The organism is Flavobacterium sp. GNP010, assembly GCF_056428945.1.
Window position 1 is genome coordinate 47,402 of the sequence record NZ_JBWJVK010000011.1, and the last position, 25,540, is coordinate 72,941.

General features: G+C 32.9%; 19 protein-coding genes. 18 read left to right on the top strand and 1 reads right to left on the bottom strand.

What is annotated here, in order from left to right; genetic code table 11:
- Positions 1-82: 82 nt before the first annotated feature.
- The 12 genes from AC061C_RS06505 (at position 83) to AC061C_RS06560 (ending at position 14,165) form a co-directional block, all read left to right on the top strand.
- Entirely contained in the window at positions 83-460 is a 378-nt protein-coding gene (locus tag AC061C_RS06505; protein WP_478290492.1) for a GxxExxY protein, read from the top strand.
- A gap of 284 nt (positions 461-744) precedes the next feature.
- Positions 745-2,292, top strand: coding sequence for a Fic family protein (locus AC061C_RS06510; protein ID WP_478290493.1), 1,548 nt, complete (start codon positions 745-747; stop codon positions 2,290-2,292).
- Positions 2,289-5,168 (top strand): type I restriction endonuclease subunit R, encoded by a 2,880-nt coding sequence (locus AC061C_RS06515; RefSeq protein ID WP_478290494.1) that lies wholly within the window; start codon positions 2,289-2,291, stop codon positions 5,166-5,168. Before AC061C_RS06510 ends, AC061C_RS06515 begins: the two co-directional genes overlap by 4 nt.
- A 169-nt stretch (positions 5,169-5,337) precedes the next feature.
- Positions 5,338-6,354 carry a hypothetical protein gene (locus AC061C_RS06520; RefSeq protein WP_478290495.1) on the top strand — a complete coding sequence of 339 codons (1,017 nt, stop codon included), beginning with the start codon at positions 5,338-5,340 and terminating at the stop codon, positions 6,352-6,354.
- On the top strand, positions 6,354-7,286 hold the full coding sequence (gene cap12 / locus AC061C_RS06525; RefSeq protein WP_478290496.1) for a CBASS system CD-NTase-associated NAD(+) hydrolase Cap12: 933 nt from the start codon (positions 6,354-6,356) through the stop codon (positions 7,284-7,286). The genes AC061C_RS06520 and cap12 overlap by 1 nt, the downstream gene beginning before the upstream one ends.
- Positions 7,287-7,467: 181 nt before the next feature.
- Positions 7,468-8,028 carry a hypothetical protein gene (locus AC061C_RS06530; protein ID WP_478290497.1) on the top strand — a complete coding sequence of 187 codons (561 nt, stop codon included), beginning with the start codon at positions 7,468-7,470 and terminating at the stop codon, positions 8,026-8,028.
- Positions 8,028-8,405, top strand: coding sequence for a hypothetical protein (locus AC061C_RS06535; protein WP_478290498.1), 378 nt, complete (start codon positions 8,028-8,030; stop codon positions 8,403-8,405). The genes AC061C_RS06530 and AC061C_RS06535 overlap by 1 nt, the downstream gene beginning before the upstream one ends.
- A gap of 175 nt (positions 8,406-8,580) precedes the next feature.
- Positions 8,581-9,903 carry a WG repeat-containing protein gene (locus AC061C_RS06540; protein ID WP_478290499.1) on the top strand — a complete coding sequence of 441 codons (1,323 nt, stop codon included), beginning with the start codon at positions 8,581-8,583 and terminating at the stop codon, positions 9,901-9,903.
- 362 nt (positions 9,904-10,265) lie between these two features.
- Positions 10,266-10,691 carry a hypothetical protein gene (locus tag AC061C_RS06545; protein WP_478290500.1) on the top strand — a complete coding sequence of 142 codons (426 nt, stop codon included), beginning with the start codon at positions 10,266-10,268 and terminating at the stop codon, positions 10,689-10,691.
- Positions 10,688-11,929: a hypothetical protein gene (locus tag AC061C_RS06550; RefSeq protein WP_478290501.1), complete on the top strand. Its 1,242-nt coding sequence runs from the start codon at positions 10,688-10,690 to the stop codon at positions 11,927-11,929. The genes AC061C_RS06545 and AC061C_RS06550 overlap by 4 nt, the downstream gene beginning before the upstream one ends.
- 152 nt (positions 11,930-12,081) lie before the next feature.
- On the top strand, positions 12,082-12,702 hold the full coding sequence (locus tag AC061C_RS06555) for an HD domain-containing protein (RefSeq protein WP_478290502.1): 621 nt from the start codon (positions 12,082-12,084) through the stop codon (positions 12,700-12,702).
- Positions 12,699-14,165 carry a 2OG-Fe(II) oxygenase gene (locus tag AC061C_RS06560; protein WP_478290503.1) on the top strand — a complete coding sequence of 489 codons (1,467 nt, stop codon included), beginning with the start codon at positions 12,699-12,701 and terminating at the stop codon, positions 14,163-14,165. The genes AC061C_RS06555 and AC061C_RS06560 overlap by 4 nt, the downstream gene beginning before the upstream one ends.
- 485 nt (positions 14,166-14,650) lie before the next feature.
- Here AC061C_RS06560 and AC061C_RS06565 read toward each other — a convergent pair whose 3' ends face one another.
- On the bottom strand, positions 14,651-15,415 hold the full coding sequence (locus AC061C_RS06565) for an XRE family transcriptional regulator (RefSeq protein WP_478290504.1): 765 nt from the start codon (positions 15,413-15,415) through the stop codon (positions 14,651-14,653).
- Between the two features lie 88 nt (positions 15,416-15,503).
- Here AC061C_RS06565 and dinB point away from each other — a divergent pair, with 88 nt between their 5' ends.
- From dinB to AC061C_RS06595, 6 genes are all read left to right on the top strand, one after another.
- Positions 15,504-16,664: a DNA polymerase IV gene (gene dinB, locus AC061C_RS06570; RefSeq protein WP_478290505.1), complete on the top strand. Its 1,161-nt coding sequence runs from the start codon at positions 15,504-15,506 to the stop codon at positions 16,662-16,664.
- Positions 16,665-16,839: 175 nt separating this feature from the next.
- Positions 16,840-19,896 carry a DNA polymerase III subunit alpha gene (locus AC061C_RS06575; protein ID WP_478290506.1) on the top strand — a complete coding sequence of 1,019 codons (3,057 nt, stop codon included), beginning with the start codon at positions 16,840-16,842 and terminating at the stop codon, positions 19,894-19,896.
- 649 nt (positions 19,897-20,545) lie between these two features.
- Positions 20,546-20,878, top strand: a complete 333-nt coding sequence (locus tag AC061C_RS06580; protein WP_478290507.1) for an ATP-binding cassette domain-containing protein — start codon at positions 20,546-20,548, stop codon at positions 20,876-20,878.
- Between the two features lie 151 nt (positions 20,879-21,029).
- Positions 21,030-23,453 carry a phosphoenolpyruvate synthase gene (ppsA, locus tag AC061C_RS06585; RefSeq protein ID WP_478290508.1) on the top strand — a complete coding sequence of 808 codons (2,424 nt, stop codon included), beginning with the start codon at positions 21,030-21,032 and terminating at the stop codon, positions 23,451-23,453.
- A gap of 577 nt (positions 23,454-24,030) precedes the next feature.
- Positions 24,031-24,438: a hypothetical protein gene (locus AC061C_RS06590; RefSeq protein ID WP_478290509.1), complete on the top strand. Its 408-nt coding sequence runs from the start codon at positions 24,031-24,033 to the stop codon at positions 24,436-24,438.
- A gap of 392 nt (positions 24,439-24,830) precedes the next feature.
- Positions 24,831-25,505 (top strand): hypothetical protein, encoded by a 675-nt coding sequence (locus AC061C_RS06595; protein WP_478290510.1) that lies wholly within the window; start codon positions 24,831-24,833, stop codon positions 25,503-25,505.
- The last annotated feature ends 35 nt before the right edge of the window (positions 25,506-25,540 follow it).

The following is a 25,540-nucleotide window of genomic DNA, read 5'->3' on the forward strand; positions in this document are numbered from 1 at the left end:
AAGGTTCGGACAGTAAAAAGAATCACGAGAATCAAGAAAATCAAGGTCCAGACAATAAGAAAAGTCATTAAAGTCAATACAAATGAAATATCAAGAAATTACTCAAAAGATTATTGGCGCTGCTATGGAAGTGCACAAAACTTTGGGAAATGGTTTTCAAGAAGTCATTTATCAAAGAGCCCTCGAAATAGAAATGCATGCCATGGGTTTAAATTATCAGAGAGAATATGAGATGGATATTTATTATAAAAAAGAACGTATTGGCGGTCGCAGAGTCGATTTTTTTGTTGAGAATTGCATTATGGTCGAGCTAAAAGCATTAATACAAATGGAAGATGTTCACTTGGCACAAGCCATGAATTATTTAGAAGCATATAACGTTGAGATTGGTTTGCTAATTAATTTTGGAGCAAAAAGTCTTCAGTTTAAAAGAGTGCATAATAACAGTCTAAAACCATGATTTTCTTGGTGTAAAGGAAAAAGAAGGATTTTTAAATTTGTACCATCCAAAAAATCAAGTGAATCAAGTGAATCAAGAAAATTAAGGTTCAGACAATAAGAAGAATCAAGTAATTGAACAAGTTCATGGTGAATTGGTAAAACGCAAGAATTTAAAAAAGGACTGTTGCAACAACTATTTGCATGACAAATACCTGTTTTTAATTTTTATGAGTTAATAATACCTGTTTTACAAATAAAATACCTATTTTTCACTCTTAAAACAATACCTATAATTTATATAAAATGACGATAAATACCCATTTTTCAATCAGAATACCTGCTTTTCATGGAAGAAAATTGCCAGAAGCGGGTGTTATCGTGGGCTATGCTGCCCTTATTGAAAATTTGGAACTGCCAGTGCCTATTCCTACTATAGTTGCACTTATTAACGACAAAAATAAAAAATATGTCGTAGAAGGCTGGCAAGTATATACCCCAAAACATAAGCCTGAAGAAACCCTTTATAAGCAATTGGTTTTTGCTTTAAAATACGAAGGAATCCATTTGTTGTTCTTTAAAAAATTATTCCAAAAACTAACAACTGAGGAAGTATTAGCACTTTTAAAAATAGAACCTACAGGGATATATAGTCGAAAAATATGGTTTCTATACGAATGGTTAGTGAATAAAAAGTTAGACATTCCCGACTTAACCATTAAAAAAGCGATTCCTTTAGTAGATGAAAAACTGCAATATGCTATTGCAGGTGTAAGCTCACCCCGCCATCGTGTTTTAAATAATTTGCCTGGTTCGGTATCTTTTTGTCCATTAATACGAAAAACAGAGAAGCTAGAACACTACATTAAATCCAATATAGGGAAACAAAAAAACGCCTATTTAGAACGAATGCATAAGGATGTATTGCAACGTGCCTCTGCTTATTTATTACTAAAAGATTCGAAAGCGTCGTTTACTATAGAAGGGGAAAAACCACGAAGTAATCGCGCTGCACGCTGGGGGAATGCCATAGGACAAGCAGGATTAAACCCATTAACTCGTGACGAATTAAATCGATTGCAACAATTGGTGATCAAAAATGATCGCTTTACTAAAATGGGCATCCGAAAACAACAAGGATTTGTAGGAGATCGTGACCGAGAAACAGGCGAACCCATTCCAGACCATATTTCGGCAAAACACGAAGATTTAGATTCGTTACTAACCGGACTTTTGACCACCAAAGAAATCCTTGTTCGTTCAACACTAGACCCAGTTCTTGCCGCTACTAAAATTGCATTTGGATTTGTATTCATGCACCCATTCGTGGATGGTAACGGCCGTTTGCACCGCTATATTATTCACCATGTATTAGCAAAGATGCACTACTCAGAACAGGGAATGATATTTCCTGTTTCGGCATCTATCTTGTCACATATAAAAGATTATAACAAAACATTGCAGTCGTACTCGCATCCTGTTTTAGATAAAATTGAATGGAAACCATCATCAGATAAAAATGTAGCAATACTAAATGACACTATTGATTATTATCGTTATTTTGATGCAACAGACCAAGCAGAATTTCTCTACGATTGCGTTCAGGATACCGTAGTAAACATTATTCCTGCCGAAGTAGATTATTTGCGCAAATATGATGAATTCAAGCGATATGTTGATGATAATTATGAAATGCCCGATGAAATGGTAGCACTACTAGTTCGTTTCTTAGAGCAAGGACGAGGGGAATTATCAAAACGAGCCTTACAAAATGAGTTTTTAGCACTAAAAGAATTCGAAGCCAAAGACATCGAAAACAACTATTACCAAATTTTTATAGCAGAATACGTATGAGCCACCAATCTGAAGCCACATTAGAAAAAAACTTAATCAAGCAATTGATTGGTTTGAACTATACGTCTGTTAAAATTCAGGATGGAGACGCTTTAGTTGCCAACCTCAAAAATCAGTTGGAGGTTTTTAACGAAACCACTTTTACTCCTAAAGAATTTGATGCCGTTTTGAATCATTTGGCCAAAGGCAATGTTTTTGAAAAATCCAAAACACTCAGGGATCGCTTTCAATTAACTAAGGAGGATGGGACTTCGTTTTATGTTCGGTTTTTTAATGCGGAGGATAACAGCAAGAATTTATTTCAAGTTACCAATCAAATATCATTAGAAGGCAGTTACAAGAACCGTTTTGATGTCACACTTTTAGTTAATGGTTTACCATTGGTACAAATAGAATTGAAGCGTTCCGGTATTGAAATCAAAGAAGCTTTTAACCAAATCAATCGCTACCAAATGCACTCGTTTTGGAGCAACCATGGTTTGTTTCAATACGTACAATTGTTTGTGATTAGCAATGGTGTCAATACCAAATATTTGGCCAACAATAAATTGCAATCGGTCAAACAAACCTTCTTTTGGGCCGATGCCAACAATAAAAACATCACGGAGTTACCCGAGTTTACGGCTGCTTTCCTAAACCCAAATCAATTGGGAAAAATGATTGCGCATTACATCGTGATCAACGAAACCCATAAGGTAATGATGGTGTTACGTCCGTATCAATTTTTTGCTACCGAAGCCATTATTCACCAAGTCAAAAACTCGAATGACAACGCCTACATTTGGCACACCACAGGATCGGGTAAAACCTTAACTTCCTTTAAGGCTAGCCAAATTTTGATGGAATTGCCCGAAGTCTATAAAGTCGTTTTTGTAGTCGACAGAAAAGATTTGGATTACCAAACCATGAATGAGTTCAACGCGTTCAAAAAAGACAGTGTTGATGTTACTAATAATACCCAATCGTTAGTAAGGCAATTGACTGACAATACCAAGCTGGTCTTGACTACCATTCAAAAATTAAACAATGCAATTTCAGAACGGTTTTCAGGCAAAATAGAAGCTTTACGACATAAGAAAATCGTTTTTATATTTGATGAGTGCCACCGTTCGCAATTTGGAGAAACACATGATCGTATTACTAAATTCTTTGAGAAAAGCCAATTAATCGGTTTTACAGGAACACCCATTTTTGCCGAAAATGCCTCCAAGAATGATTTAGGAAAACGTACCACCAAAGATTTGTTTGGTAACTGCTTGCACAAATACGTCATTACAGATGCTATTCGGGATCAAAACGTTTTGCGTTTTGGGATTGAATATGTGGGGAAATACAAGAACAAAAGCAACGCTTTTATTGACATAGAAGTAGAGGACATTGACAAGCAAGAAGTGCTAGATTCCGAAAAGAGAATCAATAAAATTGTAGATTACATCATTGCGTATCACGATCAAAAGACGTTCAATAAAGACTATTCTGCACTGTTAGCAGTCAGTAGTATTGATAATGTGATTCAGTATTACGACCTTTTTCAACAAAAGAAAGAAGCTGGAGCACACGACTTACGCATTGCTACTATTTTTACGTATGGCACCAATGAAGATTCAGAAGAAGCACAAGATTTCTTGCCAAGTGACGAGGTTGACTTTGATGTTTTAGCGGAACAGCCAACAACCTATCAATCCAGACACACCAGAGACAAGCTAGAAAAATACATTGGTGATTACAACAAAATGTACAAAACCAGTTTTTCGACCAAAGACAGCCAACAGTTTGAGAATTACTTTAAAAACATTAGCCAACGACTAAAAGACCGAGAAAAAGAAAACTTCAATCACGAGAAAGACCGTTTGGATATTGTGATTGTAGTCAACATGATGCTTACGGGTTTTGATGCTAAAAAAGTAAATACGCTGTATGTAGATAAAAATTTGAAGCAACACGGTTTGATTCAGGCGTATTCCAGAACCAACAGGATATTAGGAGAACAGAAGTCACAAGGAAACATTTTAGCTTTTAGAAATCTTAAAAAAGCGACTGACGATGCCATTACTTTGTTTTCGAATAAAGAGGCAATCGAAGTAGTGACCATGCCCGATTATGAGGCAATTGCTGAGAAGTTTGACGAGGCTTTGAAACTTTTAAGAGAAATTACACCTACGTATCAAAGCGTAAATGATTTAAAAAACGAAGAAGAAGATGCGCAGTTTGTGCAAGCGTTCAGAAAGTTGATGCGAGCCATGAATGTATTGCAATCTTACACTGATTTTGATTGGGAGGATTTAGGAATTGATGAGCAAGAATACGAAGACTACAAAGCCAAGTATTTAGACATCTACCAAAAGGTGAAGCAGGATAATGAAAAGAAAAAGACATCGATTCTGGATGACATTGATTTTGAATTAGAATTAATCCACACCGACCAAATCAACGTGGCGTACATCTTGAAATTGTTAGCGCAACTAAAAGGGGAGAAGACACCAAACGCTGCTGCAGCGCAAAAGAAGGCCATTATTGATTTATTGGGTGGCGACATTCAGCTACGAAGCAAACGAGAATTAATTCAAAAATTCATTGATGAGAATATGCCTAACATCAAAGACAGTGATTCTATTGAAGACGAATTTGAAAAATACTGGCAAGATCAAAAAGTCTTGGCATTAGGCAAACTATGCGAGGAAGAACACTTGGACAAAGCACAATTCAAATCCTTAATCGATGCCTACATCTACAGCGGTCGAGAACCCATAAAAGATGAAGTCTTTCAATGCTTAGACAATAGACCCAGTATCCTGCAAGCCAGAACCATTGGTGATCGAATTATAGCAAAAATGAAAGAGTTTGTGGAGGTATTTGTGAAGGGGATGATGGCGTAATTTGTGTAGGATTATAAATATAACAATATTTTTATTTGTAATATTTTAATTATAGATTAGCAAAAGTGAAAAAATGACGTTTGTTAGAAACAAACTACCCAATTTTGCGATTATATTTCGGACTTTGTTAAACCTATATATGAGTTGGCAACAACATAAAACAAAAAATATGGCAATAGACTACGAGAAACGATTACAGAATCTTAGCGCAAGAAGATTTGATAATGAATTGAACGAATCGATTTTGACAAAATCTTTCAGTTCAAACACTATTCCAAAGAATATTAAATACTTAATGGAGTCAATGGTCAGAATTGACAAAAAATATAATGATAAAACTATTGAAGCTGCTAATAGAGTTCAAAAACATTTAGAAAATGGTTATGATTTACATTTCTCTAGAGCATACAGAACTCAAGGCTCAGTAACTACCTCGACAAATATTAAAGTTCATAGTGATTTTGATTTGCTAACGATCGTCGATAGATATCATTTTACTGGAATTGGAGTTCCAAACAACAATCCTTATTCTGATTCAAAACCAAATTCAGATATTAAAAGTCTAAGAATGCAATCTGAAAAAATAATGGAAGACATCTATGACGAAGTGGATAAGACGGGGAAAAAGAACATTTCTATTTTCAACAAATCTCTAAATAGAAAAGTTGACATTGTTTTTTGCTTTTGGTACAACTCGAAAAAATATGAGGAAACATCAAGCGAATATTATAGAGGAATTTACCTATTTGATTTCACAAAAGACGAGAAAATTTTAGACTATCCTTTTGCACATATTATTCAAGTTAATACAAAGGGAGATAAAACAAATGATGGTTCAAGAAAAGGAATTAGACTTTTAAAAACATTAAAAGCAGATGCGAGTATAGATATAAGCAGTTTTCATTTAACAACAATAGTTCATTCAATTAGTGATAGCGAACTATATTATTATCGAGGCAAAGAAATAAATATAGCTAAATCAATAAGCAAACAATTAGAGAAGTTAATTAACGACGGAGAATATCGTAGAAGTATAGAAAGTCCAAATGGAACTGAAAAACCTTTAAAGGACGATACTGTTGACGGAATGAAAAAAATAAAAGCTGATCTAGATGAGTTGATTGCAGATGTTCACAAAGAACTTTATTTAGGTTATTTTGAAAAAGGGGAATTAATATATTCATAATGAGAAAAAAAAGAATTTTTATAGGATCCTCATCTGAAGAGCTTAGTCTTGCAAATGCGGCTAAATCAATACTCGAAAGAGATTTTGAAGTAACAATTTGGAATGATAGTGTTTGGGATACTTCTGTATTCAAGATAAATAATAATTTCTTAAATGATTTGCTTAGAGCTTCGTTACAATTTGATTTTGGTTTGTTAATTGGAACAACCGATGATGAAGTTAAGTATAGAGGAGATTCAGTAATGCAACCTAGAGATAATGTGCTTTTTGAGTTAGGTCTTTTTATAGGTCGCTTAGGTTTGTCAAAATGTGCTTTTGTTATAGATAAGGAATTAAAAGTCTTATCCGATATCACAGGTATTTCACTTGCCCGATTTGAAAAATCGGATGCACCAAGCTTTGTTTCGGCTATTAGTCAAGTAAGTCAACTTTTTAGAAATCAAATTGACTCAGACATAAATTTCTTTCCTTCTTCAACACTAGCTTCTGGCTACTTTGAGAATTTATTGTTACCAACCTGTAAATATTTGATAGAAAATGATGGTTTTGAGGTAGATGGTGTTAAATACAAAGACTGCAAAATTCAGGTCATCATACCAAGTAGACTAAATCCTGATGTTAATCTTCAATTTGAGCAACTTAAAAGAGGATTTAACTCTAAAAATGTTTCATTTCACTATGCTGGTCGACCTAGATTTATAAGTATGGAAACAGAAATTAAAGATGATAAGTTAGTTTTCATTGATTTTCCAACTACATTATCAGGTATAAATTATGCTATTTCAAATCTTTTGCCTAATGATTTTAATTCAATGAGTTCTGACTATGAAGCGATAATAAGTAGAGAAATTGAAAGGTTCATATACACAGTCAAACAACTAGCATTAAGAAATAGTTTTGATACATTAATTGAAATAAAACGAGAACAATAAATCCAGCTGCTAATAGCTACTACAAAGGATTTGGGTATTTGGTCTAATGGAAAGATAGCTTTGTATTTGGGATAATTTGACTAAACTGAAAAAGGGCTTAATTTAGTCCCAAACTCGCTATAGTGACAAAACGTTAGTGGATATACTACAAAAAAATTACTTACGATATATAATAATGATTTTGAAAACACAAGAAACTTTGCATCCTGATATCTATACAAAATTATTTCAAGGTTGGGATCTTGAAACTTGGGCAAATGTATTAGAAGTGGTTGGATTTATTTTTGCTATCGTAAGTTTTATAATAGCATTAATAATTAAATCTGAAATCAAAAAATTAAAAACAGATTTAATTTTTGATAAAAGAATAAAAAAACACACCACCAATTTAGAAAATTCTTCTTCAAAAATAAATAGTTATTTAAATAATTATGAAGAAAATAAAACTGAAATAAAGACAGAACTTAGCATTTGTATTGCTGAATTACAAGATTTAAAAAACAAACTAAATTATCTTGAAAGTATAAAAATTAGATGTTTAATTCGACGTTTGAAAAATCGAAGAAAAAAACCTTTTGCAAATAAATTAGGTGAAGATTCTACAATAGTGCAATTTCTAAAAAAATATCCAAAAAGAATGTATGAGACAAATTATGAAGATATATGGATAATTTATGATGGACTATTAGAAGTGATAAGGCAAATGGAAAATATTAAAGAAAATAAAAATAAATCGAAATAATGAATACTAAAGACAACATAAAAGTAATACTTAAACTCAATAGAGATTCGAAAGAGGATTTAATTAAGTGGGAAATAAGTACTAATCGTATTAATTCACTTATTGGTTCACAAACAGTTATAAATAATATTTATATTGTTGAAGTTTTAAATAATTTATTCAGATTGTACAAATTTAAAGTGAAGCACTATTATGACGAAGACGAGTTTAATTGGATTGAAGATTATAAATTAGAATTAATTGATAATTTAGGAAATTCAAAATTCACTTTTGATGATGATAGAGCAATTGTTGATTTATATGATACAGTTCAATACAAAACTTCAAATATTGAAATTTTTTTAAAAGATTATTTAAAAGATGAAGAAGTAGATTAGAAGTCTATCCGGTTAGATACGCTAAAAGTAATTTGAGGATTTGGCTTGAATTAAAGTTGGTCTTGTATTTTGAAGTTTTGCAAATACGATAATCTCGCCTCTTTATTCCCCAACCAAGACAAGCGCTGGTATGCTAACATAAATAAAAACCAAAATTCTTTATAAAATTCAAAATATGAAAAATAAAATTTTACTATTATTTTTTTTGATTTCAGTAACAATAAATGCTCAGAATAAAAACATGTCAGATGTTTTTCAAAGAGAATTTTTGAAAGTAAATTCATATCCAATAGAAAGTGTTGCAGAATATTATTCTGATCTTATAAATTTCTTAATGACAAAAGACCCTAATGAAAAAAACAGAAGATTTGGATACATTTCAAAAAATGGGAAAGTTTTTAAATCTGCTGAATTTACCTATGCATCAGATTTTAAAGGAGATTATGCAAATATTGTCAAAGACTCTATTCCAGGATTACTTTTTAAAAATGGAGAAGTAAAATATTTTCCAGATTATTCCATTACCTATTGGAATGAAGACGTTCTGGGTTTAGTGATAAAAAAGGAAAAATATGGATTCATAAATAGAAAGGGAAAAGTTATTGTTCCTTTGATTTATGACGATGCATTCCCATTTTATAATGGGTTTGCTTCAGTAAAGAAAGGTGAAAAATGGTTTTATATAGATAAAAATGGAGATGAACTTCAATTTTTAAAAAAATTTGAAACTTCGTATAAACCTATAATAGAAAATCTTGTTTTGGTGAGTGATGAGAAAAAAAACAAACTTAAAAAAGGACAATTAACAACAATTGCAACGGGACTGACAGAATTTTTGACAAAAGTAAAAGCAAGCGATTATCCTGAAAGTTTATATGACATACAAAATCACAGACTTCTATTTTTTTCTGATTACGATGAAATTTCAGGTTACTTTGAAAATGGTTTGATGAAAGTGGTTAAAAACGGAAAAATAGGATATGTAAATAAAGATAATAAAATCATTATTCCTTTAATCTATGATCAAGTTAAGGATATTTCAGAAAATAAAATAATTGCAAAAAAAGATGGTTTTTGGGGAGCAATTGATCTGAATAATCTAACAATCATTCCTTTTGAGTATAATTATTTGAATCCTTTTCATGAAGATGTAGCATTTTTCAGTAAAGATGCAAATAGTAAAAAAATTGGCTATGTTAATTCTTCAAATCAAATAGTTATTCAACCTGATTTAGAGTTTTGCTGGTATGGCGATTTTAGTAACGGAATTGCAGTTGCAAAAAAAGATGATAAATACGGATACATTGATAAAAAAGGAAATTTTTTTATTTCAAATGTTTATAAAGAAGCATTCCCTTTCAGAAATAATATTGCACTGGTAAAATTAGTAAATAACGAAAAATTTACTTTTATCAATGAAAAAGGTGAAAGCATCATTAATAAAGAATATAAACAACTATATCCTATTAAAAATGGATTTGCAAGATTTGTTGAATAAAATTCGATTACTCGGATTTACATTTTGTGTACACAATGTATTCGCACAAAGTAAGAAGATTAGAAAATTATATTAATGAATAATAATTTAGAGTTTCTAATTGGAATGGGTACGGTTAATAATCCGCTTCAGCAGAGTTATTATGAAAATGAAAGAGCTTGTGGAGATTTTTGTAAAAGGAACAAGGTACAAATCCATGTAAGATTATATACTTAAAAATATTTTTGTTTGTAATAATTTAATTATAGATTAGCAAAAGCAAAATGATAACTTTAGTCAGACAAGCCAACCCGGTTTTGGTGTGATTTGTTTGATTTTGTGAGACCTATAAACAAGTTAGTGGTAATACTAAAATAAAACGTATGAAATATACATTCCCGAAAGTTAAACTTAATGAAAATGGTAATTTTGGACCAACAGAAAATAAGAATTTTTACCATCCTGTATTTTATCATAATAAAACTGCGAAGAATAATTCTGATAAAACAAAATGGATTCTTAAGCAAAATGAACAATACGAAGTTTTTAAACTTTCTGACGAAGGGGAATGGATTTGTGATGAGAACTGCGGATTATTTGGAATTTTAGAAAATGGTGAAATTATTCTTGGAGATGGTGAAGAAAGACTATCTTTCTTTCCAAATCCAGCAAATTCAGATGACCCTTGGCACGGTTTTCCTGTTCATAGTGGAGAATTTGAACCAAGTACAAAAACTGTAGATAAATGGTTAAATGATAAAATAATTGATAAAAGAATGCATATTAAAATTTTAAAAGGCGCTATATGAAAACTCTCAAATTTACATTAGAAGTAGATGCAATTGAAAGTTACATTTACAGTGGTCATTTATTTTTCATTCTTTCAAATGGTCAAATTGTTTATTCTCCTTTATCACGTATTATAGCTAAACTAGTAAACGAATATCCTGATTTTGAAAATTTAATAAGGGTTTCATTCCAACGTAATGACTATTTAAATAACAGGCAGGCAGAGGTTTTTTTTGGTATTGGAGAGATGAAAAAAAGTTTCATTCATTTATGGGAAAAAGCTTCTGAAGAAATGGAATTTACAATAATTCTTGATGAAAATGATTACACTGTAATTGATGAAGTTCCTTCAATGCCAGTACTTGACCTAAAAATGTACGCAATGCGCTTATATGTTGGTAGTAAAGAAGGTCTATATGAAATTAATTTAAATTCGGATGACAGATATAATTTAGAACCGACTAAACCTCAAAAACGTTTTGATGGTAAAGTAACCTGTCTAAATGCTAAATCAGGAGAGATAATTATATCATCAAATAGCAACGGATTATTTCACGGAACATTTTTAAACAGTTCTAACAATCTTAAAGTTAACGAAAAGGCTGTCGCCTGTAAATCAATTAGAACAGGCTGGTCTGGTTATGATGTTATAAATTATGACAAGCAAAATGATTTTGATTATTACGTAAATGAAACAGAAAAAATTGAAAATAAATTAAATTATTCGAAATTTGATGAAGACAGCGAAAGAAGAAGAATCACAGATTTTGGTTCTGAAAAATATGGTCTTTCAACGTTATTAACCAATTCAAGAATAGAAAAAGAGCAAATTAGTTATTGTTTTAACAGCTCAACTTCTGGATTCTTTTTTATGAAAGACGGAAGTTTTGTAAATATTAATTTAAATAAACCAAAGGATAAACAATTATATTTTGTATCAAAAAATAAAGCCCTACCCACATTAAAAAACGGTAGCGCAATTTTTTTAAAACCATTGTCTACATCAATTGTGCCTGAAGGTTGTGTCGTTGAATATTTTGACAAAGTTGTACTTTATCAAAATTCAAAAGCAAAAATAATTGAAAATACTTCTGCAATTAACGTCAGAACATATCCTTCTTCAAAAAGATACAGAAATTTGATTTCAGTTACTAAAGAAAAAGAAATAACAATTCATTCAATTTTTCCTTTTAAAGAAGATAGTTTTGCTTTAACAATGGAAGATTTTGAAAATAAAACAGTTTTTGACTTTATGTAAATTACTACCAACAACTACTCCAACAGATTTGGGCGTTTGGCTTAATGGAAAGATTGTCTTGTACTTCGAATGATTTGGCAAATCCGAAAATAGGGCTTAATTTAGTCCCAAACCCGCTATATTACCAGAACGTTAACTGTGATTTTAAAAAGATGACCTTGTTAAAAGAAACATTCATAAGACTTTTGACAAACTATACAGACAACGACCGTCTGACAAATGAACTATGGACAGAAATAGAGAAAAACTATTCAAGCAAAAAAAGATATTATCATACTTTACATCACCTTGACAGTTTATTGGCTCAATTGACCGATGTAAAAGGAGAAATACAAAATTGGAACAACATTTTGTTTAGTCTCTATTACCACGACATAGTTTACAATTCTCTAAAATCAGATAACGAAGAAAAAAGTGCTGAACTTGCTGAAAAACGGATGAAACAAATTTTGGTTTCTAATGACAAAATAGAACTTTGCAAAAATCAAATTTTAGCAACTAAATCTCACATAAAATCAACCGATAGCGACACTAATTATTTTACAGATGCCGACCTTTCAGTTTTAGGCCATAACTGGGAAACGTATTCACTGTATTATAAAAACGTTAGAGAGGAATATTCTATTTATCCCGATTTCGTTTACAATCCAGGTCGAAAGAAAGTTTTAATTCATTTTTTGTCAATGGAAAGAATATTCAAAACTGACTTCTTTCACAACAAATTTGAGATACAAGCCAAACAGAACTTACAAATGGAAATAGAATTACTTTGATAACTTCTAAAATTGAAATACAAAATATTCTGCCGGATACAAACTTTACTTGTTTTGTAATCCCATCTCTTTTTTCTAAAGCAGAATGCGAGGAATTATTAAATATCGACATTAAAAACTCATTTCAAAAAGCTATTTCAAATTATCCAACCTATTACAGGAACAACGATAGATTTGTAATGGACAGTGATACTTTAGCTAACCAACTTTTTGAAAAAGTAAAATCGTATCTACCTGAGACAATCGAAATAAACTCAGTTATTCAATCCGAAAATGGAGTTTGGCATTTAAAAGGATTGAATAACAGACTTAGATTTTGCAAATATTCGTCTAACCAATATTTCCACAGACATCTTGATGGCGTTCACTATCGAAATGACACAACGCAATCAAAGTTGACTTTTATGATTTATTTGAACAATGCAACAGAATTTGAAGGTGGACGAACTTTATTTTTCAAAACAAAGGAAACGAATGAAATTTGGGCTTCATATATTCCCAAACAAGGCGATCTAATTGTTTTTGACCACAATGTATGGCACGAAGGAGAAGTTTTAACACAAGGCGAAAAATTTGTTTTAAGAAGCGATATTCTATATTCAAAAAAAGAAACAGAAATTAGCAAAGAACCTTTTACTGGTCATTTGGGCTACATATGGTCACTACTCAAAATTGATAACAACACAATTCTAAGTGGTGGCAGGGACAAAGAAATAAAGGCTTGGACTGTTTCAGGAAAACAAAAGCAATCTCTGCAAGGACATCAAAATTCGATTTTGTGTATTGAGAAAATAAATGACGACATTTTTATTTCTGGTTCACGAGACCAACAAGTAATCGTTTGGAGAGACTACAAAGTATTAAATAAAATAAAAGCTCATTCGGCAATTGTGCTTTCGTTGTGCCGTATAGATAACAACACTTTCGCTTCAAGTAGTGGGGACAATACCATCAAAATTTTTGATCTTGACGGAACTGTTTTAAGAACTTTTAAAGAACACACAAATTGGGTTTGGCAAGTTATAAAACTTGACGAAAACATTATTGCTTCAAGTTCGGAAGACAACTCAATAAAAATATGGAATTGCGAAATAGAAAAATCAATCAAAACTTTTCAAGAAAGCGACCCGATTATCAGTCTTGCTTATAATAAGCAAACAAGACAACTATTCAGCGGTAGTTTGAATGGTAAAATTTCAATACGAACTTTGACAGACAATTATCAGCAACAAGAAGTAAAGACAATCAAGGCACATATTGGAATAATAAGAACTATTAAATTAATAGACGACAAACATATTACCACTGGTGGAGAAGATAATAAAGTGAGAATTTGGAGTTTAAACGGACAATTGATTTCAGAACTTGAACATCAAAATTTTGTACAATCAATTGAAATTTTAGACAACAAGACAATAATAAGTGCATCGTATGACGGGACAATTAAAACTTGGACACTATGACGACCGGAGAAAAACCGCAACTAGCAAACGCTACAAGCAATTTGGGTATTCGGATTAATTTGAAATTGGTTTTTTATTTTAAAGATTTGGTAAAGACGAAGAATCTACTTAATATAGTACCAAACCGCCTGTAGATCCATAAAAGTATGCGATGATTAATCAACTTAATCACCGCATTTTTGCGACGTATTAAAATTATTTACACCGCAAAATTATTTGTGTATTGTAATTAAACGCAATAAATTTGATTATTACATGGTTTTTATTTTAATAATATTTTGAATTTTCAAATACATCATCAACAATTTTATCAAGTTTCTTATTCAGTAATTTATTTAAATAAACCTGTGTAGGTCTAATATATGCGTGACTTATCATTTCATTAACCACAACAGCAGAAGATGTGAATGCAATTTTAAAAGAACACCGCTATCCGAAGTCTCCTGACTTCGGCATTATTTTATATGGAAAGCATTCACTGATAACTACCGCTTTGTTTTCAACTCACTAATATCTCTTTTCAACTCTAAAAACAGATCTTTTACACTGGCAGATTCCGTTAATTCTTGTTTTTCATCAGAGAGCCCAATGTTACACACGTATTCCCAAATTTCAAGGATGGAAGAAACCTTAACTTCATAAGGAGGATAAAAAGTATTGTCTGAGGCTACAACAAGTGTGTTTTTTTTGTTTTTGTTCAATCGCTTGTACACCAAACCTTCATTCTTAGTGATTACAATATAAGTTTTACCATCCTTGACATCTCCTAACTTTTCAATATACCGTCCAACAATGATAGAGCCATCTGCATGAGGAGGCATCGAATCGCCTTCAACCGGAAAACCCCTGTGCTTTCCTGTTCCCAAAAAAGGTAATGAAATTTGCTGCAAACGCTCAATATATTCGGGATCAGCATATCCATTCAAGTACCCTGCTTTTACTTTTTGAGTGACAACTTCAATAAAATTTTCTCCCTTATTGTCTACTGTGATTGGCAATACCAATCGATTATTTTCCAATTGCAACAAATCATCTACTGGAATTTTCCGAACATCAACAGAGAGCAACAAGTCAATACTGATGTGGTAATAATGCGCCATTTTCTTCAATATTTCATACGGAGCTTCAGAGGTTCCATCTTCATATTTAACGTATCTGCCTCTTGTTATCCCTAAGGATTCAGCCAGCTTCTCTTGCGAAATTTTATGTTGCACCCTAAGATTCCTAATATTATCAGAAAATAAAGACATAGCTATTTTGTTATAATTTGGAACAACAAATATACATAAAATTGTTAGTATCTGTACTAATTTTGCAGGGTATAAAATAGAAATGATGATGAATAGAGCAATAGTACATATGGACTTAGATACCTTCTTTGTTTCCTGCGAAAGATTAGTAAATCCAAAGTTAATAGGATTGCCATTAATTATTGGTGGGAGCTCTGATCGTGGTGTTGTGGCTTCGTGCTCCTACGAGGCTAGAAAATTTGGAGTCCGTTCTGCAATGCCAATAAAATATGCCTTACGTCTTTGCCCTCAAGCTTCGGTTATCAAAGGAGATATGGAATACTATTCGAATAAGTCACATGAAGTAACTTCGATTATAAAAGAAGTAGCGCCAATTGTTGAAAAAGCAAGCATCGATGAGTTTTATTTAGACCTAACCGGTATGGATAAGTTTTTTGGTTGCTACAAGTGGACCACAGAACTATCTAGCAAAATTCTAAAAGAAAGTGGTTTACCAATAAGTTTTGCTCTTTCGGTAAATAAAACAGTTTCTAAAATTGGAACCGGTGAAGCAAAACCTTTAGGCAAAATAGAAATTATTGGTGCTAATGTAAAACCTTTTTTAAATCCATTGCCTATTCAAAAAATTCCAATGTTGGGCGACGTTACTTTTCAATTACTATCCAGAATTGGTATTAGAAACATCCAAACACTATCCGAAATGCCAGTCGAAGTTTTACAACAAATGATTGGTAAAAATGGAGTGGAAATCTGGAAAAAAGCAAACGGAATAGACAACAATCCGGTAGAACCGTACACCGAAAGAAAATCGATTTCAACCGAACATACTTTTGAAACCGATACCATTGACGTTTACAACATTAAATCTCTAATCACAGGAATGGTCGAAAAACTATCCTATCAATTGCGTTCAGAAGGATTTTTAGCATCAACAGTAGTACTTAAAATACGGTACAATAATTTTGATACAGAGACCAAACAAATCAAAATTCCGTACACTTCTTTCGATCATATTTTAACTAAAACAGCAATAGACCTTTTTGAGAAAGTGTACACCAGAAGAATGCGCTTGCGGTTGGTGGGAATACGGTTCACAGGATTGGTTCGTGGGACCTATCAAATCAATATGTTTGAAGACACAACAGAATTATTATCGCTCTACCAAGCCATTGACAAAATTAAAAATAGGTTTGGTTTTGATGCGGTTTCACGTTGTTCAGGCACCATTATAAAACAAAAAGCAAAGTAAAAACAATTTACTTCGTCAGTTTGCATGTTCTGGTTTGGGTGGGCGTTTGCCGCCGAAAGAGGCGGGTCGGGCTCATATCTTTTGTTCCGCTAGCGCTGCACAAAAGGATGCCGCTTCCATCCCTAACGCAAAAAACTATAAAATCAAAAATCGTTAATTTTCAATTACCATCACAATGTATCTCAATTGCCATTCTTATCATAGCTTACGTTACGGAACAATTCCGCTGAACGAACTTGTTCAACAAGCTAAAATTTCAGGCCTTACCTCAGTTGCATTGACCGATATTAATACGGTAACTGGCATTTACGATTTTACAAAACAATGCAATGAAGTTGGCATAAAACCAATTGTGGGTGTTGAGTTCAGACAAAACAACAGATTGCTTTTTATTGGCTTAGCCAAAAACCAAAAAGGCATTGGCGAAATGTGTCGGCTGCTAACCCATCATAATCTATCCAAAACCCATTTGCCAGAGGTCGCGCCAGCATTTGAAAATGTATTTGTGATCTATCCAACAGCTAATATGCCGAACGAGTTGCGAAATTTTGAATACATTGGCATTCGACCAGAAGAAGTGATAAAATTATTCAAAACCGAATGGAAGCCAATCATTCAAAAAGCGGTAATCCTGCAACCCGTTACTTTTAGATCCAAAAAGGAATTTAACTTACATAGAATTCTGCGTGCCATAGACAACAACACCTTATTGTCAAAACTAACAGAGGAGGACATTTGCAAGACTTCTGAAATACTGACAAGTCCCGAAGAGTTGCTTAAAAAGTACAGTGAGTATCCAGAAATTATAAAAAATACCGAATTCCTTATGGAAGAATGCAATTTTGAATTTGAATTTAAAACGCCTCGAAACAAAAAATTCTACACCAAAAGCAAAGAAGGCGACCGCTTATTATTAGAAAACTTAGCAAAAAGTGGTTTAGTAAAACGATATGGAAACACGAACAAAGAAGCGCAAGCTAGAGTAATAAAGGAACTTAAAGTAATCAACGACTTAAACTTTAGTGGCTATTTTCTAATCACTTGGGACATTATCCAGTACAGCAAAAGTCAAGGTTTTATGCACGTAGGGCGGGGTAGTGGTGCCAATAGTATCGTGAGTTATTGTCTTGGTATTACAGACATCTGTCCTATCGAACTCGATTTATATTTTGAACGATTCCTAAATGAAAACCGAAAATCGCCACCAGATTTTGATATCGATTGGTCTTGGCGCGAACGTGATTTTATTTTAGAATATATTTTTAAGCGTTTTGATCCAAATCACGTAGCCTTTTGTGGCACAAATGTAGAATTCAAATACCGATCTATTTTTAGAGAAATGGGTAAAGTTTTTGGATTGTCTAAAGACGAATTGGATGGATTATCTAAAGCCAAAGGACGACAAAGAGAAAGTAACTCGGTGGTAAAATATGTCGAAGAATACGGAATAATGCTAGAGAAATATCCAAATCAAAGAAGCATGCACTCCTGCGGCATCATCATTTCTGAAGAACCAATTACCAATTTCACTGCACTAGAAATGCCTCCAAAAGGCTTTCCAATTGTGCAATTTGATATGCATGTAGCTGAAGATATAGGCTTTGAAAAATTCGATATTTTAAGTCAGCGTGGTTTGGGTACCATTGATGAAGCCGTTAAAATTATTGAAAAAAACAGAGGAATTAAAGTGGATATCTCGGATACTTCATTGTCTAAAAACGAAGCCAAATGCAACGAGTTACTCAGTATAGGTAAAACTTTAGGTTGCTTTTATATAGAAAGTCCTGCTATGCGAGGTTTGTTACGACGTTTAAAATGCGACAATTACAAAACACTAGTGGCCGCGTCAAGTATCATTCGTCCTGGAGTGGCTCAAAGTGGAATGATGCGAGAATATATATTCCGGCACAATAATCCAGATAAATTTGAATATTTTCATGAGGTTTTCAAAGAGCAGTTGGGCGAAACCTATGGTGTCATGGTCTATCAAGAAGATGTAATTAAAATTGCGTTACATTATGGTGGGTTGACTGCTGCCTATGGCGATATTCTCAGAAGAGCCATCAGCGGAAAAGGACGTTCGTTAGCAGAATTACAATCCGTAAAAAACCAATTTTTTGTTTCTTGCAAAGCCAAAGGGCATCCAGAAAAACTGAGTGAAGAAGTCTACAGGCAAATAGAAAGCTTTGCAGGATATTCTTTTTGTAAAGCGCATTCGGCAAGTTATGCCGTAGAAAGTTACCAAAGCTTGTATTTAAAAACTTATTACGGCATTGAGTTTATGGTAGCAGCTATCAATAATGGTGGTGGTTTCTACAGACCCGAAATTTACATTCACGAAGCCAAAATGAGTGGCGCAACTATACATAATCCCTGTATCAACAAAAGTGTTTATCAGACTACCGTTTATGGAACCGATGTGTATTTGGGTTTTATGCTTTTAAAAAATCTAAACAGCGAGTATATTTTCAGTATTGTTGCTGAACGAGAAAAAAATGGTGCATTCAAATCGATTGAAAATTTCATCACCAGAGTCCCATCAGGATTAGAAAGTATCCAAACATTAATATTTATTGGAGCCTTCAGGTGCACTGGCAAAACAAAAAGTCAATTAATTATCGAGGCTCGAATGCTTTTGATACATCATAAACTGGAGGTAAATACTCCTTTACTAATTGAAGAACCAACTAAGGAATACAAATTTCCAATTATAGAACGTTCCATTTTAGAAGATGCTTTTGATGAAATTGAATTGTTGAGTTTTCCGGTTTCATGTTCACCATTTGATTTATTAGAAACTAAATTCAAGAGTGGTATTTTGGCCAATAACCTCATTAACTACCTAAAGAAAGAAGTGAAATTGATTGCTTACTTAGTATCTATAAAACAAGTCCCTACAAAAATGGGAATGATGTTTTTTGGCACTTGGATTGATGCGAATGGAGATTATTTTGATACAGCACATTTTCCTAAAAGCCTAATCAACTATTCGTTCAAAGGTGGTGGATGTTATTTACTTTTAGGCACGGTTGAGGTAGATTATCATTTTCCAACCATTACTGTTTCAAAAATGGCCAAAATGCCTTTTAAGCCTGATCCAAGATATGCCAATTCAAAAACACTTCAATTTAAGGCAACAGAACAACTGCGAGGCGATATTAGCACCACCGAACGAGCTCCATATCCTCAAGAACACGAAATCAATTTACCAAGAATAAAGATGAAAGATTAAGTCATAGATATAATCTCTCTTGGTATAGAATAAATGATAAGGATGGTAGCGTAGCAATACTTTCCGAATCTTAGCAATCTGCGATAGAGATCATAAAACTGTAAAAATTTAGAAATTGTTTACTAGCTTTTTTTGATTCAAAAGCCTTGCAGCAACAGAATTTAAATACTAGCCCATGCATGTATTTAATGATAATGCAAGTAACTAGCCTAAATTAAAACTAGTAAACAAAAGACTAATTATTGAATAATTGCAGTCATTAATCCATTAAAAATATTAAAACGTAAAAAAAAAGATAAAAAAGGTAAGGAATTCATTTTTTAAATTATATTTGTCTAACTTTTTTGAATAATAGATAAACAAAATAACAATTGTCGTGCAAATTATAAATTTGATGCACTTACAATCATGAAAATGAATTTTTTACCGTGGTTTTAAATCTATAAATGAGAGATAATATTCCCATAATCTAGTTTAATCCCAATGTTGGAAAAGCAGGATAAAAAGTAATCTATTAAAATATCATGTCACCATTCTGATTTAATATTGTGGATGGTGGTTTAGTATAAAATTTAAAAAAAGTAACTGTGAATCAACCCAAAGAAATTGAAAAGTTGTTAATACAAATAAAATTTACAAAACGGGAGATATGACAATAACGACGTTTAACTATTCTAAATTCAGTTTTTATTTTGGAGAATTGGGACTCATTATTGGACCGTCAGGTTCAGGAAAAACAACGTTACGTTCTATTTTAGGATGCGTTACGTACCTAACACAAGATCAAATCTACGTCAATGGACAAGAAGCAAGTAATTTACCAGAATCGATGCAGTCTGGTCAAGAGACTTTTACCAATGTAAACCAAGAAGAAATTGATTATCAAAAAGAACTTCAAAAACTCAGTAACGTAAAAAATACTATTTGGCAGCATTGGTTCCTTAGCATGAAAAATGCAGGAATGATTAAAAAACTGCATTGAATCATAAATTCAAAATGAAGTCTGCTAAAATTAAACCTCTAGCAACATACGTTTTTTAATTTTTCAAAAACTAGATAAAAAATTTTGTTCAATTGACTACTATTACAAATAACCCAACTACTATTAACCAACCAACTATATACAATTTAATATGAAATACACCTTACCACTCATCAGCGTTGGCATTGATGATATTGCACTCGTTGGGGGCAAGAATGCCTCATTAGGCGAAATGTTAGAACACCTTACTTCACTAGGAGTCAATATTCCTGATGGTTTTGTTATTACCGTTGATGGCTATTATGAATTTATTAGCCACAACAATTTAGAAAAAACCATCAATGAAATTGTTGCTGAAATTGATTACGACAATATTGAATCATTGCGAAGAGGGGGAATGCAAGTGCGACAGCTCATCTTGAATGGAAAATTTCCAGCGGATGTTAGTGAAGAAATCATTGCTTCTTATGAAAGAATTTCAAAGCAATACGATCAAGATTTTACTGATGTAGCCGTTCGTAGTAGCGCTACCGCTGAAGATTTACCTGATGCTTCATTCGCTGGACAGCAAGAGACATTCTTGAACGTACGAGGTCCAGAAAACATTATTGATTGTGTGCGAAAATGTTTTGCATCGTTGTTCACAGATCGAGCCATAAGCTACCGTCAGAGTTTTGGATACGATCATTTTCAGTTGGCTTTGTCAGTATGTGTGCAAAAAATGGTGCGTAGCGACTTAGGCACTTCGGGAGTTGCTTTCTCTATTGATACGGAAAGTGGTTTTAAAGATGCCGTAGTTATTAATGCCTCTTTTGGTTTGGGTGAAATGATAGTGCAAGGTGCTGTGTCACCTGATGAATATATTGTATTTAAACCCCTTGTAAAGCTAGGTTTTAATGCCATCATCGAAAAAAAGATGGGCAACAAAGATAAAATGATGATTTATGGAGAAGGTGGGGATGAACGTGTAAAAATTATTCCAACCGAAAATTCATTTCGCAACCGTTTTTGTTTAAAAGATGAAACCATCATTAAATTAGCAAAATGGGTTGCTATAATTGAAGATTATTATACGACCATAAAACAAAAATGGACACCAATGGACGTTGAATGGGCCATTGACGGTTTGTCTAAAGAATTATTTATTGTACAAGCGCGACCGGAAACTATTCATTCTCAAAAAGACCGACACAACATCACGGAATATCGAATCGAAGATCAAGAGCGACTAAAACAGTTGATTACCAAAGGGATTGCTGTTGGAGATAAAATCGGATCTGGCCCAGCAACGATATTATATTCGCTAGACAAAAGAGTAAGTGAAGGTCACGAGTTCATTGCGGGTTCTGTATTAGTTACCGATATGACCGATCCTGATTGGGAACCTATAATGAAAAAAGCATCAGCCATTATTACCAATAAAGGTGGAAGAACCTGCCATGCAGCTATTGTAGCACGGGAATTAGGCGTGCCAGCTATTGTTGGTTGTGGCAATATTACTGAATTGCTACAAGAGGGACAAATCATTACGGTTTCATGCGCCGAAGGTGATGAAGGTTATATTTACGAGGGCGAAATTAAATACGAAAAATCAGAATACGATCTTCGCAATTTACCCAAAGTAAGAACGGATATTATGTTGAACGTGGCATCACCAAGTTTAGCTTTCCAATTTTCTCATTTACCCAATAAAGGCGTTGGTTTAGCTCGAGAGGAATTTATCATCAATAATTATATTCAAGTCCATCCGTTAGCGCTTTTAAATCACCGATCGTTAAATGATCAGGCGCTTACAGTAGAAATTGAGAAAAAAATTATCGGTTATGAAAATGAAGAACACTTTTTTATCGAAAAACTATCAAACGGGATCGCTAAAATTGCCGCTTCATTTTACCCACATAAAGTGATAGTTCGATTTTCAGATTTTAAATCGAATGAATATTACAATTTATTGGGTGGGAAGTATTATGAACCGCATGAAGAAAACCCCATGATTGGTTGGAGAGGTGCGTCCCGTTATTATTCAGAAACTTATAAACCCGCTTTTGCTTTAGAATGTAAAGCCATCAAAAAAGTGCGAGATGAAATTGGATTGAGCAATGTTGCGGTCATGATTCCTTTTTGCAGAACTGTTGAGGAGCTGCATAAAGTTAGCGACGTAATGAATGAATACGGCTTGAAGCGTGGCGAAAATGGACTAGAATTGTATTTGATGGCCGAAATTCCGTCTAATATAATTTTAGCAGAAGAATTTGCAAAACATATAGATGGTTTTTCCATAGGCAGTAATGATTTAACCCAGCTCACACTGGGACTTGACAGAGATTCCTCTTTAGTAGCACATTTATATGATGAACGAAATCCTGCAGTCAAAAAAATGCTAGAAATGCTGATACAAACCGCTAAAAAAGCTGGTGTGAAAGTTGGTATTTGTGGCCAAGGTCCAAGTGACTTCCCTGATTTTGCTCAGTTTTTAGTAGAATTGGGAATAGACAGTATTTCTGTTACTCCAGATTCTGTAATCAAAACAGTAAATGCAATTGCAGCAGTGGAACAGCGAATTGATTTGAGATGAGAATGAGGTCAAAACTATATTAATCAGTGTTGATTTTTTTGCTGATGTTTACCAAGAATTTTATGGACTATTGGCATTATTCCGTATTTTTACGATGCACAAATTAATAGAAATCATTACGAATTAATAAGGAGTAAATTCGGTTACCCGAATATATTTCAATGTACAAGGCATATAAAAAAGGCTCCCTTTGGCGCTCGCTTGTAACGAGTTGCTTCTTTCCTTATTGGGTTATAAAGCGGCAATGGGACTTTTATTATATTATGATCAAGAAAACCATAAAATGCGCTGCAGCTGATGTTGGATTGATTTATACCGCCTACAACCTGCGCCGAATCTTAAACCTGATTGAACACAATCTATTAAAACAATATCATAATATATTGGCTTTGTATTTTGGAAGTTTAAGAGCAATATTTAACCCTTTTTACGGGCTGTTTTATTTTAATAATCATAAAGCGAGTTTTACTAGAACGAATTTTAAATGTAGTTAAAATTTTATATATTTACTCTATGAGTAATGAAGTAGTTGGTTTATAGTTTTTTAGACGAACTGACGTTAATAGCAATTGTAATTATGGGAATCAATAAATCAAAGATATACGTGGAAACGTTAATAAAACTAGTAGAGTATAATAATGACTCAACTTGGCTGACAACTTTCAAAAGCCTAAGAGCAGGTGGAAGTTTGCCTGCTAGTGGTGCTGGGTCTCTAAATGACTGGGGACCATATTATACAGATAAAACTCAAAGTGTATGGTATCCAATTTTCTATGACATACTTAGATTTTTATTTGACCAAAACACAACACCAGATCAGATTTATTTGTTTAAACCAATAAAAGAAAAAGACAATATTCGAATCCTGCGTTGCTCAAAATGCAACAACGCTTATCAACACCCAGCTGTATTTGAAAGACATATCTCACTTGATTTCTATCAAAGGAATTTTAAAAATTATGCAGATCAAAATAATTTATCATAACTTCTCGCGCCTGAAAATTCATATCAACATTCTTTAACAATCGACTACCGAAATTGGTTAATGATGCAATACGATTACAGAGGTATAAAAATTTACGACTTTGTATCAAATAAATATATTTGTCCTCATTGTACAGCCGAGCATTTACCAACAGAAGAAGATCTTTATATAGTGAACTATAATAGCTTAGGAATAAAGAATTTTCATAGACAATTGCAAAATGCTACATGGACTGACTTTGAAAACACTAGCTGGTAAAAGCAGCTACCCAAAAAGCAGAGATTCGTGTTCCGTAGATAGTTTTATGGTTAATAGAACATTAGTTATTCAAATCAATTTTTACAGTAAAAGACAGATCAATTGGGCAGATGCAAACCATTAGCCAAAATATTATGCAGAAACTAACACAACTTATTTTCCTTTCATTAATTGGAATTCAGACCATGTCTGGACAAAATTTGCTTATTCCGAAAAATTACTCAATTGTTGACACAGTTAAAGGTGATTTAAATAAAGATGGAATAGATGAATTAGTCATAGCTTACAATACTCAAAAGGAAAAAGAAGATACTTTTGAAAGTGTTCCAAGAGAATTAATAATTTATAAGAAAGAAAGTAATAATTGGGTTGTTTGGAAAAAATCTAAGTCTGCTCTATATGGTAGTCGAGATGGCGGAATGATGGGTGACCCATTCGAAGAAATTAAAATTAAAAATGGCATTTTGCTTGTAAGTCAAAATGGTGGAAGTAGTTGGAAATGGGGACATACAGATAAATATCGCTATCAAGATGGAGAATTTTACTTAATTGGTTATTCAAGTACATATGGACGACTATGTGACTACTGGACAGATGTAGATTTCAATTTATTGACAGGAAAAATGATTATCAAAAAAGAATATGAAAGCTGTGAAAATGGAGATGAACAGAAAATCTATAAGCGAGAAAATGAAACTGTAAATAAGAAAGGGTTAAAAATCACTATGGAAAAGAGGAATGAAAAGGAAATAAAAATAGTTACACCAAAATACAGACATGAAATTTATATAACAACAAGTAGTGATTAAAAATACTGTGGCTAACAGATAAGGTTTCTTTGCGT